The sequence below is a fragment of the Collinsella sp. CLA-ER-H9 genome (assembly GCF_040092295.1).
Taxonomy (GTDB): domain Bacteria; phylum Actinomycetota; class Coriobacteriia; order Coriobacteriales; family Coriobacteriaceae; genus Collinsella.
The window spans coordinates 1-12857 of record NZ_JBBNLV010000006.1; the positions used below are offsets into that span (position 1 = coordinate 1).

13 protein-coding genes are annotated in these 12857 nt (G+C 58.0%); 1 reads left to right on the plus strand and 12 read right to left on the minus strand.

The window, feature by feature from the left end; all coding sequences use genetic code 11:
• Nucleotides 1–735, plus strand: a 735-nt coding sequence (locus AAAX73_RS05060) for a heparan-alpha-glucosaminide N-acetyltransferase (RefSeq protein ID WP_349125234.1), incomplete at its 5' end; no start/stop codon positions are given.
• On the opposite strand, the gene hflX is transcribed toward AAAX73_RS05060, so the two are convergent.
• The 12 genes from hflX to AAAX73_RS05120 all read right to left on the minus strand — a co-directional run bounded on the left by hflX (nucleotide 720) and on the right by AAAX73_RS05120 (nucleotide 12845).
• Complete coding sequence (gene hflX, locus AAAX73_RS05065) at nucleotides 720–2009, minus strand: GTPase HflX (RefSeq protein WP_349125235.1); 1290 nt, start codon at nucleotides 2007–2009, stop codon at nucleotides 720–722. The two genes, AAAX73_RS05060 and hflX, sit on opposite strands and share 16 nt — an antisense overlap.
• Nucleotides 2009–2947, minus strand: coding sequence for a tRNA (adenosine(37)-N6)-dimethylallyltransferase MiaA (gene miaA / locus AAAX73_RS05070; RefSeq protein WP_349125237.1), 939 nt, complete (start codon nucleotides 2945–2947; stop codon nucleotides 2009–2011). The genes hflX and miaA overlap by 1 nt, the downstream gene beginning before the upstream one ends.
• Nucleotides 2947–4317 (minus strand): tRNA (N6-isopentenyl adenosine(37)-C2)-methylthiotransferase MiaB, encoded by a 1371-nt coding sequence (miaB, locus tag AAAX73_RS05075; RefSeq protein WP_349125238.1) that lies wholly within the window; start codon nucleotides 4315–4317, stop codon nucleotides 2947–2949. Before miaB ends, miaA begins: the two co-directional genes overlap by 1 nt.
• 65 nt (nucleotides 4318–4382) lie before the next feature.
• The gene (locus tag AAAX73_RS05080) at nucleotides 4383–4700 is read right to left on the minus strand and encodes a stage V sporulation protein S (RefSeq protein ID WP_118079896.1); all 318 of its coding nucleotides are present in this window, start codon (nucleotides 4698–4700) and stop codon (nucleotides 4383–4385) included.
• A 74-nt stretch (nucleotides 4701–4774) separates the two neighbouring features.
• The gene (locus AAAX73_RS05085; RefSeq protein ID WP_349125239.1) at nucleotides 4775–5860 is read right to left on the minus strand and encodes an ATP-binding protein; all 1086 of its coding nucleotides are present in this window, start codon (nucleotides 5858–5860) and stop codon (nucleotides 4775–4777) included.
• 1 nt (nucleotide 5861) lies between these two features.
• Complete coding sequence (gene rny, locus AAAX73_RS05090; protein ID WP_349125240.1) at nucleotides 5862–7412, minus strand: ribonuclease Y; 1551 nt, start codon at nucleotides 7410–7412, stop codon at nucleotides 5862–5864.
• 257 nt (nucleotides 7413–7669) lie between these two features.
• Nucleotides 7670–8362, minus strand: coding sequence for a regulatory protein RecX (locus AAAX73_RS05095; RefSeq protein WP_349125241.1), 693 nt, complete (start codon nucleotides 8360–8362; stop codon nucleotides 7670–7672).
• 11 nt (nucleotides 8363–8373) lie between these two features.
• Complete coding sequence (gene recA / locus AAAX73_RS05100) at nucleotides 8374–9522, minus strand: recombinase RecA (protein WP_118079887.1); 1149 nt, start codon at nucleotides 9520–9522, stop codon at nucleotides 8374–8376.
• 257 nt (nucleotides 9523–9779) lie between these two features.
• Nucleotides 9780–10295: a CinA family protein gene (locus tag AAAX73_RS05105; RefSeq protein ID WP_349125242.1), complete on the minus strand. Its 516-nt coding sequence runs from the start codon at nucleotides 10293–10295 to the stop codon at nucleotides 9780–9782.
• A gap of 27 nt (nucleotides 10296–10322) precedes the next feature.
• On the minus strand, nucleotides 10323–10961 hold the full coding sequence (gene pgsA / locus AAAX73_RS05110; protein WP_349125243.1) for a CDP-diacylglycerol--glycerol-3-phosphate 3-phosphatidyltransferase: 639 nt from the start codon (nucleotides 10959–10961) through the stop codon (nucleotides 10323–10325).
• A gap of 9 nt (nucleotides 10962–10970) precedes the next feature.
• Complete coding sequence (gene rimO, locus AAAX73_RS05115; protein WP_349125244.1) at nucleotides 10971–12320, minus strand: 30S ribosomal protein S12 methylthiotransferase RimO; 1350 nt, start codon at nucleotides 12318–12320, stop codon at nucleotides 10971–10973.
• Between the two features lie 27 nt (nucleotides 12321–12347).
• The gene (locus AAAX73_RS05120; RefSeq protein WP_349125245.1) at nucleotides 12348–12845 is read right to left on the minus strand and encodes a YajQ family cyclic di-GMP-binding protein; all 498 of its coding nucleotides are present in this window, start codon (nucleotides 12843–12845) and stop codon (nucleotides 12348–12350) included.
• Nucleotides 12846–12857 lie beyond the last annotated feature (12 nt).

Sequence of the window (12857 nt, forward strand, 5' to 3'; positions counted from 1 at the left end):
GGCCTTCATAGCCTCTCCACCTGCGGAAACGATGCGACGGCCAGGTGCCGGGAGCTATTCCCGCGTTGCGCTAGCTGCGGAAACGCGGGGCCCGTTCAGGCTGTTGCGTTGAGATTGAAAATCAACCGTTGGAAGATGCCCTGGTTTACCCAGACCATCTTCCAAGACATCTGGCGCGCCAGCATCAGTTGGGTATTTTTGTTTATTGCCGGCTGGATGTGCACTCTCTCGCGCAACAACATCAAGCGTGCCGCCAAATATGCCGTTGCCACTTTAATTGTATGGGTCGCAACGACGCTCGTCTCGGTCGATGACTCGGTGAACTTCGGCATCATTTTCTGCATGGCGGCATGCACAGCCATTGTTGCACTCGCGCGCCCGGCTCTCGATAGGTTGCCGGCGGTATGGGGTATATCGATTTGCCTCATACTCTTTGCCTGTACCTGGAGCATTCCTAAAGCGGTCTACCCTATCCCCTATCTAGCTTGGCTGGGTTTCCCAAGTCCAGACTTCGTCTCCGGTGATTACTATCCGCTCATACCATTCTTATTTATGTACCTCACAGGCTTCTTTGCCGCCCGCACGGTACAAAAAGCAAACCGTAAAGCGCCAGCATGGGCCTATGTGAATCCCATCCCGGCGCTCGCAAGCCTCGGACGCCATGCGCTGCCGTTCTATCTGCTTCATCAACCGGTTATCTTGGGTGTACTGGAGCTGATTTATTCCGTTCGGTAACGCTCGAGACGCGGTGCGATACGGGCCGGAATCTTTACCACAATACGAACGCCGTCCTCAAGATATTCCTCGTGCAGAAGAGTTCCCTGTTCGTGCACGAGCGTGATTAACGCGCCCTCTCGATACGGAATATCGGCCGAGAGCAACACGTCTGTAGCGGCCGCTTCACGAGCGATACGGTCGACTAAGTCATCAAGACCCTCACCCGTCTGAGCCGAGAACAGCACCGCCTCGGGATAGCGCCGGCGAAAGCTCAAGCGATCGACGCTATCGAGCAGATCAATTTTATTGAACACGGTAAGCGTCAAGCGCTCACCGGCACCGATCTCGTCAAGGACACGATCAACCGCCTCGAGCTGACGCTCGTAATCCTCATCGGAAGCATCTACAACTTTAAGAATCAAATCGGCGCCGAGCACCTCGGAAAGCGTAGATTTAAACGCGTCGACAAGACCATGGGGCAGCTTTTGAATAAAGCCGACGGTATCGGTGATCGTCATGCCACGACCACCGGGCAAACGGTACGAGCGCGTTGTAGGATCGAGCGTGGCAAACAGCTTATCCTGCGAAAGTACCGTGGATCCCGTCAAACGATTAAGCAACGTCGACTTACCGGCATTGGTGTAGCCAGCCAACGCCACACGAAACGCCGGCGATTCAATACGACTTTTCGATTGCACATCGCGACGTTGTTCAACCTGTTTCAGTTCGCGTCGAAGCGCGGCGATCTTGTTGCGAATCAGGCGACGGTCAACCTCGAGCTGGCTTTCGCCCTGGCCAAAGCGCGAGCCAATACCGCCACGCGTCTGTTCCTTGGCAAGATGGCTCCACATACCTCGCAGACGAGGTAGCAGGTACTGCAGCTGTGCTAGCTGCACCTGCAAGCGACCCTCACGAGTCTGGGCATGCAGACCAAAGATATCCAAAATCAACGCCGTACGGTCAATAATCTTAAACGGTTCGCCCACGGCTTTCTCAAGATAGGACTGCTGTGAGGGCGTCAGGTCGTCGTCGAAGATAACAACATCCGCATCCATGCGATGAACCAAACCGCACAGCTCCTCGACCTTGCCGGAGCCGATAAACGATTTGGGATAGGGCTTGACCAGGCGCTGCGACAAGCGTGCCACGCATTGGGCTCCAGCAGTGTGGGCCAAGCGCTCAAGCTCATCGAGCGAACGGTCGAGCGGCCAGGCGTTATCGCGCCACTCAACACCAACCAAGATGGCGCGCTCGGGTTCAGGCGCCGTGGGGACCAAAGGGAAACGAGCCATTAGGCAGCCTCGATGCGACGGTAGATATCATCGACGACCTCATCGATCGTAAACTCATCCATATCGAACCACACAATGCGATGGTCGCGCTTAAACCAGGAAAGCTGGCGCTTTGCATAGCGACGTGAGCGCATCTTGATAAGCTCACGGGCCTCATCCATGGTAATAGCGCCACGCAAGGAATCAATAATCTCTTTGTAACCAATTGCCTGCATCGACGTGAGTGCGTCGCCCAGGCCCTGGTCCATAAGACCTCGGACCTCATCAACCAGCCCCTGCTCAAACATAAGGTCGACACGCAGGTTAATGCGCTCATAGAGCACTTCACGGCTACGCGTCAGACCAAACCACAAGGCATGAAAACGCTCGCGCGGAACACTGAAATTCGACTTCTGCTGGGCATACGACACGCCGTCATCGTGCATCTCGAGCGCACGAATCACACGACGCACGTTATGGGGATGAATCACGGCAGCCGATTCGGGGTCGCGCTCGGCAAGCAGGGCATGCAATGCTTCCTCTCCAATGCGATCGGCAAGTTCCTGATAGCCCGCGCGGCGTTCGTCCTCGAGTTCTCCCGAAGGAAAATCCATTTCATCGAGTGCGGCCTTGAGATACAGGCCCGTACCGCCGCAAAAGACCGGAAGACGTTGCTCACCAAGCAAACGCTCGACATATGCTCGGGCGTCCGACTGGTAGAGCGCGGCAGAATACGCGACGCCCGGATTCACGATATCGACAAGGCGCAACGGTGCCGAGCACTCCTCGGGCATCATCTTGGCCGTACCGATGTCCATACCACGATAGATTTGCATCGCGTCACAAGACAACACTTCAGACGACAGGCGAGCAGCCAGACGGTCGGCAACATCGCTCTTGCCGACCGCCGTCGGACCGACGATCGCTACGGCAGAAAGGCTTGCACCAGGAGAGATCATTAGCGGGGCTCGCCCACGACGGAGCCAGACAGATACCACGTCTTGGCGACATCAATATCAACATCGACGATTTTGCCGATGAGTTGATCGATGCTATAGCCAGCAGGAATCGGCGCATGCACCGTCTGGTTCTTGGGGCTCTTGCCCAGAAGGACAGCGTCGTTCTTCTTGCTCGTGCCCTCAATAAGTGCAGGCACCACGGTGTGAAGCTCGCCCTGGTTATACTCGTGCGCCGTCGTCTCGATAACCTTGACCAGACGGTTAAAGCGCTCAAGGATAACCTCATGCGGGGTGGGATCATAAATCTCAGCTGCCGGGGTACCGGCGCGCTTGGAGTAAATAAACGTGTAGGCCTGGGCATAGCGCACTGTCTCGGCAAGCGAGAGCGTCTGTTCAAAGTCTTCCTCAGTCTCGCCCGGGAAGCCCACAATGATGTCGGTCGAAAGCGCAATATCGGGCATACGGTTACGAATACGATCGACCAGGCCCAGATAATCCTCGCGCGTGTACCGACGATTCATCTCTTTAAGAATGCGCGTGGAGCCCGACTGAACGGCCAAGTGAAGCTGCGGCATGACGGCAGGTGTCTCGGCCATAGCATCAATGGTCTCGGGCAGCAGATCCTTAGGATGCGAAGAGGTAAAGAAGATGCGCTCGACGCCCGTATCGCCCACCGCGCGCAGCAGATCGGCAAAGCGCGGCTTGCCAAAGAGATCGCGACCGTAGGAGTTAACGTTTTGGCCCAGAAGCGTAATCTCGCGCACGCCCTGACGCACGAGCCCGGTCACCTCGTCGACAATCTCCTCGAAGGGACGGCTCTTCTCACGACCACGGACGTACGGCACGATGCAGTACGTACAGAAATTGTTGCAGCCCGTCATGATGGGCACCCAGGCGTGATACTGCGTCTCGCGATGCCACGGCATACTCATGGCGTCGGTATCCTCATGCTCATTCGTACGGATATGGCGCTTACCATCCAAAAACGCCTCGGCGATAAGCTCAGCCACGTGCGCAATAGAATGGGTGCCGAAAATGACGTTGACGTTATCGACGTTGGTGAGCAAGCCCTCACCATCGCGCTGGGCGATGCAGCCGCCCACGGCGACAACACGCTTACCCGAAGGCGAAGGAGGAAGGCTCTTGCAGGAATTGCACTGACCATACAGGCGCGTATCGGCAGCCTCGCGCACACAGCACGTCATGAACACGACAATATCGGCATGCTCCGGATCGAGCGCCATAAGACAGCCATACGAATCGAGCAAACCGCTCACGCGCTCAGAGTCGTGCTGGTTCATCTGGCAGCCGAATGTGCGTATAAAGTAGGTTTTACCGGCAAGAATATCGCGTACGGAACGCTGGTCCATGAGCTTACATCCTAACGATGGTGTCGACGGGGCGCATAGGTGCTACAAGCGTGCAAATGGCTTGTTTACGCAACAGGCTTAACGTCGTCCATGACGACGTTATCCATGGCAGCCCGATTAATCTGGTGAACGTAGATAGAGAGACGGATTGCCGTGCGCGACTCCCCGTTAATGAGGATGTCGGAGAACACCGGCGCGCAGGAGACATCAAAGCCGGTCGGAATCAGAAAGCCGCGCGCAATGGCGACGGCCTTGATGGCCTGGTTGACGGCACCGGCGCCGACGCATTGAATGTTGACGGGGACGCCATCTTTGACCATGCCGGCAATGGCGCCGGCTACGGACGCGGGCGATGATTTGCTTGATACCTTCAGGCAATCCATGAAGAAACTCCTGCGTTTAAAAGTACGTTTTAACTGCAATAACTGTATCGTACCGAGCGGACTCGGTAAAGATTTTATTCCTCTTTGGCAAGATCGAACGTCACCGTGATGCGATCACGCGAAACGCGAATCTTAGGGTCGCCGCATAGATTGAGGTAATACCGGGCGGCAAGGTCGTTAAAGTCACGCTCGACCGCACGCGAAAACTGCGCCATATCATCCTTGGCGATACGAAGGCCTCGACGGTCCTTGGCAAGATCGATGGGAGCCGGCGCATGAGAGGTGGAGTCGCGCTCGCGCAGCAGACGCGCAGTCACGCCGCGAACGGGCTTAATCTGACCCGACAGAATACGGTGGGCAGTGCGCTCGGACATCTCAAGGCCCAGACCGGAGCAGATCCGGATAAAGTCCTCGGCATCCGAGGCAAGGCCCAAGCGATCGATAACTGGAAGCTCGCACTCGTCATCGATAAAGAGCAGGCGCGACGTATCGAGACGACTCGAAGCCTGAGCGTACAGGGTCGCAGCGATCTCGGACGGAGAGCCCAGATACACATCGCAGCAACGCAGCTCCTCAAGGGCAAACTCACAGGCCGCGCGAATAATGTTGTGGGGGCCGCGAGCACATACATAGCGACCGTCTTCGTCTTTAACCGCCTGAGGCCAGCTCGACTGGTCGGCGCGCTCACCCAAGCGTTCGGTGGCAACGCGCACCTTAAACGAAGAGCCCAAATCGACGCCCGATGAAACAACGCGCGCCTCATCCGTGTTCTGCTTGATAGAGAACAGCGCCATACCACGACCGTGAACACCCCAACGGTCCATTTTCATGCTCTCGAGCTTGGAAGTGACACGAGCATCGAAGATACGCTCCTGCATATCCTGCGGCACACCAGAACCGTTATCCAGGAAGAGGAGGGTGCGAACACCCTCCTCCTTGGTCGTGGCAAGATAGACCTTATCGGCTCCGGCATCGCGAGCATTACGCAGCATCTCGATGACAATGTCCTCTACATGCTGAATGTCATGCTTGGCCTGACGGCGCTCGGCCTCCGAAACGCGGAGGCGGACATACCCCTCGCCAAGGTTTTCCTCGACGCGAAGGTTGCCCTCCCCCGACATCGACGCGATAAATGAGATGAGCTCGTTCGCGTCGTTCATGTTATTTAGCGATATCGACGGCACGACTCTCGCGAATCACGACAACGCGAACCTGACCGGGATACTCCATCTCTTCCTCGATCTGATGGGCGATATCGTGCGCAAGCACCGTGGACTGGGCATCGGAGATCTTGTCAGGCTGAACCATGACATGAACCTCGCGACCGGCCTGCATGGCATAGGTACGCTCGACGCCGTCGTGAGAGTTGGCAATCTCCTCGAGCTTCTCAAGACGCTTGATGTAGTTCTCGGCCGACTCGCGGCGGGCACCGGGACGAGAAGCAGAAACGGCATCGGCAGCCTGGACCAGAACGTCGAGCACCGTGTTGGGGTCGACATCGGCATGATGGGCTTCGATCGCGTGGACGATAACGGGCTTCTCGCCATAACGGCGGGCAAGCTCGGCGCCAATGACAGCATGCGGTCCCTCAACGTCGTGGTCGATGGCCTTGCCCAGGTCGTGCAGAAGACCGGCGCGCTTGGCGGTCACAACATCCAGACCAAGCTCGGAGGCCATAACGCCGCACAGGTCGGAGACCTCAAGCGAGTGCTGCAGAACGTTCTGGCCAAACGAAGTGCGGTAGCGAAGAGCACCCAGGGTCTTGACGATCTCGGGATGCAGGTCGTGGATACCGGTATCGAAGGCGGCCTGCTCGCCGGCCTCGCGCACACGCTGCTGAACCAAGTCGGCGGCCTTGTGATACATCTCCTCGATGCGGGCGGGGTGAATGCGGCCGTCTGCAATGAGGTTCTCAAGCGCCACGCGGGCAGTCTCACGACGGACCGGATCGAAGCTCGAGAGTACGACGGTCTCGGGAGTGTCGTCAATCACGAGGTTGACGCCGGACACCTGCTCAAAGGTGCGGATGTTGCGACCCTCGCGACCGATAATGCGACCCTTGAGGTCATCGGAGGGAATATGAACGGAAGTGACGGTGACCTCGGCGGTATGGTCGGCGGCGCAACGCTGAATCGCCAGGGAGAGAATCTCCTGGGCGGTCTTATGGCACTCGGCGCGGACCTGCTGCTCGGACTCGCGGATGATGGTGGCCGCCTCGTGGGTAACCTCACCACGGACCTTGTCGAGCAACTCCTTGTGAGCATCCTCACGCGTAAGGTCGGCAATACGCTCGAGCTCTGAGGTCTGCCTGGCGCAGAGCTCCTCAAGCTCGCGAGAGCGCTTCTCGACCTGACCGGCCTGGCTGGACAGCTGATGCTCGCGCTTATCGAGCGCATCGTTGCGACGATCGAGCGATTCCTCGCGCTGCATCACACGATTTTCGAGCGTGCGAATCTCGCTCTTACGCTGCTTGTCCTCGGCCTCGGCGGCCTGCTTGTTCTTGATGATCTCTTCCTTGGCCTCGAGCAGAGCCTCTTTTTTGAGGGTCTCGGCCTGACGCTTTGCATCACCGATCAGGGACTCTGCCTGCGCGTGTGCCGACTGGATCTTTTCGTCGGCCTCGTGAAGACTACCCTGCTTGGCGGTGCGCATGTAGGCAATGGCGGCGATGGCACCCAAAACGAGGCCAACGAGCGCTGCAATGATAGGCATGCTCACTCCTTTTTATGGATTCGTTACACAGCAAAGCGAACCGTCCTTACGAACGGCTCGCGACATTTGAGTAATATGGGCGCAGCTTATGCGGGTCGGATACAGATAAACATATAAACAAACTCATCACAGATGAGCACATATCACAAAGCAAATGACGGTATTTATCCTACGTTGAACCGCAACAACTGTCAAATAAACGCACCCGGCACGGCGCCAATCGAGCGGTGAACGGCAAGGGCGTAACACGTGCACGTTTACACGGCACACTCCTCGCTTAAGGCATCGAGACGTGCCTTAACGGCATCGGCGGCGATGCGATACGAGAAGCCTTTACCCATCAAAAACCTGACGAGCTTTTCGAATGCACGCGCCTCGGGAATGCGACGTTTAGCGAGCAAGGCCGATGCACGAGTCAAGTCGTCATCCACGGTAAAATACGCCTCGGGATAGCCGGGGATATCGTCAAGCACGACATGACGACGCTTGAGCTCAACCTCGATCTTGCGCTGTCCCCAGCCGCGACGTTTGCGCTCTTCGATAAAGTACGAGCAAAAACGGTTCTCGTCCAAAAATCGATACTCAGTCGCTCGAGCAACGGCAAAATCGATCGCAGGCTGTCGAAAGCCATAGCGAGCCAACTTATCCCGTACCTCGCCCGTGGCATGATCGCGACGCGAAAGCATCTCGGTCACCATGGTGAGTGCACATTTGCGTTCGATAAGCTGCACCGCCTCGCGAAAGTCATCCCAAGCACAGGGAAGATCGGGGCGGTTCTTAACGTACAGGCGCGCCACGCGCACGGGAATCCAAATGGAACGTTCGTAACCGCCCTCAAGATCGCAATCGATATGCGCGCAGGGCTTTTTAGACGCATAACCGCTCGAGAACGAGGAGGCCGCTTTCTTATCGGGAAAGACGACCGTAGCCTCGGTCACCGTATACGACATGTCGGCATCCGCTACTCGTCGTCATCGTCGAGCATTGCGGAGCCATCGATGGCGTACAGCTCATCAAACTCCTCGGGGGCGGGCTGGTCGGTCAACTCAACCTCGGAGGGGGCATCGTCGTCATACTCAAGGCCGCAGGCAAGGCGAACCTTGTGCTCGATCTCGTCAGCGCAATCGGGATGCTCGCGCAGGAACGTCTTGGCGGCCTCGCGACCGTTGCCGAGCTTGTCCTCGCCATAGGCAAACCAGGACCCCATCTTTTTACAGATGCCGCACTCGACGGCCATATCCAGAATCGAGCCCTCTTTGGAGATGCCGGTGCCGTACATGATGTCAAACTCGGCCGAACGGAACGGAGCCGCCACCTTGTTCTTAACGACCTTGGCACGAACGCGATTGCCGATAACCTCGTCCTTGAGCTTGATGGTATCGATTTTGCGAATATCGATTCGCACGGAAGAGAAGAACTTGAGCGCGCGGCCTCCCGTGGTGGTCTCGGGGTTGCCGAACATGACGCCGATCTTCTCGCGCAGCTGGTTAATGAAGATGCAGGTCGTGTTGGACTTGGCAAGCGAGCCGGCGAGCTTGCGGAGTGCCTGGCTCATCAAGCGAGCCTGCAGACCCACCGTCGTGTCACCGATCTCGCCCTCGATCTCGGCACGTGGAGTCAAGGCGGCAACAGAGTCGACGACGATGGCGTCGATGGCACCTGAGCGCACAAGCATATCGACGATCTCGAGCGCCTGCTCGCCCGTATCGGGCTGGGAAATGAGGACCTCATCGATATCAACACCGATGCGCGCGGCATAGGTGGGATCAAGCGCGTGCTCGGCATCGATAAATGCAACGACGCCGCCCATGGCCTGTGCTTCTGCAAGGATCTCGAGCGAAAGCGTCGTCTTACCGGAGGACTCGGGGCCATAAATCTCGACGATACGGCCGCGCGGCACGCCGCCGATACCCAAGGCGGCATCGAGCGCCAGAGAGCCCGTCGGAATAGCCTCGACCTCGAGCTCGGGACCGCCGTCGCCATACCTCATGATAGAGCCCTGGCCGAACTTCTTCTCGATCTCGGCCTTGGTGGTGGCGATCATCTCATCGCGCTCTTTACCCGTCGTGCGTGCATGAACGGTACGTACGGGACCTGAATTCTTGGCCATGAATAGCCCTCCTCTTAACAACCTGAAACGATAATAAACGAACGGCTGTTCGTGGTCAACCGTTCAGATTCATCATATGCACCCGTACATTCCAAAACCCGACCAAACGCCGACCAATCACCGACCAAACGCTTGACCGTGCCAATCACAAATACGACCGCTCGAACAAATTTAGGCCATATACCAGCGCAAACACCAATACCGTCAAAGGTCCCTATCTCCACAATTAAGGGGCCCTAAGGCCCCTTAAACCACGTCTATTCCATAGAATTGAGCACGCGGACAATGCACTCCAAAGCCTCCGCGACCGCATAGGCCCGAACGCACGACCGATCGCCCTCATAATGGCAACGTGCAGACTCGACAACCGGCGCTCCCCCATCGGCCGCACGATACGCCCAGCCAATATAGAACGTGCCGGCAGGGTCTTGCTCGGTGCCGCCACCGGGCCCAGCGTAGCCCGTTGCGCTTACGGCAATATCGCTCTGATAGAGTTCAAGCGAGCCCGCGGCCATCTCGCGCGCCGTCTGATGCGACACGGCACTAAACCGATCGAGCGTTTCCTGCTCGACGCCGAGCACGCGATGTTTGATCTCATCGCAGTAGGTCACCGCACCGCCACGAAGCACCGCCGAGGCACCCGGGATATCGGCAATCGTCGAGGCGATCATGCCCGCCGTCAGCGACTCCGCCGTCGACACCGTCACACCACGGGCACTCGCGTGCTCGACAAGATCGCGCGCCAAGTCCTCGTTGTTTGCGGCGATCTGCAAATAAGACTCCGTCATACCCACCAGGACCTAGACCGAAAAGACGATCTTACGGCAGTTCCAGAAGTACTGGGCACCCGAGACAATGGTCAAAATCACGGCGATGACGTACAGGAAGCGCGACACCGAATAGACACCGAGCAGCAGCGACACCGGCCCCAGCTGAAGACCGGCCATCGCAAAGACGCACAGATAGCCGCAGATGGAGACCATCGTGGTCGCCGTCTTGTACTTGCCGAGCTTATCGGCGGCAACGACCACACCGGCAGCACTTGCGACCATACGAAGGGCGCTCACCAACAGCTCACGAAACAGGATAATGAACACGGACCACACGGTCACCGCGCCAAAATCCAGGAACAGCAGCAGGGCCGAGAACACCAGCAGCTTGTCGGCGATGGGGTCCAAGAACTTGCCGAAATCGGTGATCTCGTTGCGCGAGCGCGCCAGATAGCCGTCGACCTTATCGGTGCACGACAGGATCACATACAAAATGAAGGCAGCGGCGGCGAGCGGGCCGTCGAAGGTGCTCCAGTCCGTACCGGCAACGCATGCGTGAGACAGGGCCGAGACGATCATGAACACCGGGATAAAGACGATGCGAACGCACGTCACGATGTTGGCGGGCGTCCAAACACTCGTCAGTTCCTTATTGCTCTCGTTTGCCACGACGCTCTCCTACTCCACAACATGACCGATAAGCTCATAGCAGAAGCTATCGGTAAACTCGACGGTCAGAATATCGCCCACGGACGCCTCGCTGGCGTCCAGATGCACCGCGCCATCGGAATCGGGCGCCTGGAACCAGGCGTGACCGATCAGCTCGGCGCCGTCCTCAGTCTCTTCGATGCCATCGACGATCACCTGTGCGCGCTCGCCCACATGGGCCGCCGTGGCGGCAAAACCGAGCGACTCGGCCAGATCCATGGCCTCCTGGGCACGCTCGAGCTTGACCTCCTCATCGACCTGGCCCTCCATCTTGGCGGCCAGGCTGCCCTCCTCACGCGAGTAGGCAAAGACGCTCGTGTAGTCAAAGCCGACGGTGTCCATAAAGTCGATAAGATCGCGAAACTCGTCGTCGGTCTCGGTCGGGAAGCCGACCATGGCCGTGGAGCGAATCACAATACCGGGGATGCGCTCGCGAAGGTCGCGGAACAGATCCTCGAGCTCCTGGCGCGAACCGGAGCGACGCATGGCCTTGAGGATGCGCGCATCGCAGTGCTGTACGGGGATATCGATATAGGGCAGTACCTCGGGCGTATCGCGAATCGTCTCGATAAGCTCGTCGGTCATGCCCTCGGGCTGCAGATAGAGCACGCGGACCCAGACGTTATGCGGGCGCACAGCCTCGGCGACGGCACGCAGCAGCTGCGCCAGATTGCGCGGCGAGCCCTCGGCGAAGTCCTCGTCGGCAAAGTCGGTGCCCCAAATGCCCGTGTCCTGGCCGATCAGCACGATCTCGCGCACACCGCCGGCAACCAGGTCGCGCACCTCGGAGATAATGCTCTCGGCATTGCGCGAATGATAGCGACCGCGAATGTAGGGGATCATGCAGAAGCTGCAAAAACGATTGCAGCCATCGGAAATCTTGACGTAGGCAACAGCGCCCTCGACGGTACGCTTGACCTGCGGGATATAGGCCGCGATCTCACGTTCGAAACCCAGCACGCCATCGATGACCGCCACGATGCCGTCCTCCTCGTCGGCCTTCACAAAGGCAGCGACCTCAGGCAGCTCGTCAGGCAGGTCATCGCCATAGCGCGACGGCACACAGCCGCACATGACGATGGGGCAGGCGCGAACGCCGTCCTGCACCTCATTGGCGAGCTCGAGCGTGGTCTCGATGCTCTCGGACGTTGCGGAGGCGAGGAACGAGCATGTATTGACGATGGCGATATCGGCATCCTGCGGGTCGAATGCCTCCTCGTAGCCCGCAGCGGTCAAAAGAGAACGCATGCGGTCGGTGTCAACCTCGTTCTTAGCGCACCCGAGGGTGATGTAGAGCACGGAGCCCAAAGGTGTATCCATGTTGGAGAGCGGTCCTTTCGAATGTTATTAGCGGTAGTTGGTGAACTGCAGCGGCTGGCCGTAGTCCTGGTCGCGCAGGAACTGGATCACCGTCTGAAGCGCATCCTTAGAGGCCGAGGTAACGCGCAGTTTATCGGCCTCGATGGTCACCTTGACCTTGAGCTTTTGATCCTTGATGTCCTTATTGATCTTCTTGGCGGTCGCCTGGTCAATGCCCTCGACGATATGGCCGAGCACGCGCACGGTACCGCCCGAAGCCGCCTGCGACGCGTCCCAAGAGACAGCCTTAAGATCGATGCCGCGCTTGATGAGCTTAGAGCTCAGCACGTCAATGATCTGCTTGGAGACAAAATCGGCCGGGGCATTGATCGTAAAGAGCTTGTCGCCCTTCGAAAGCTCGATGGTGGCGCCGGAGTCCTTGAGGTCATAGCGCTGAGAGATCTCGCGGGTGGTCTGTTGGAAGGCGTTATCGACCTCCTGCATATTGACCTCGGACACAACGTCGAAGCTGGAATCTTTAGCCATGGTTCTTCCTTT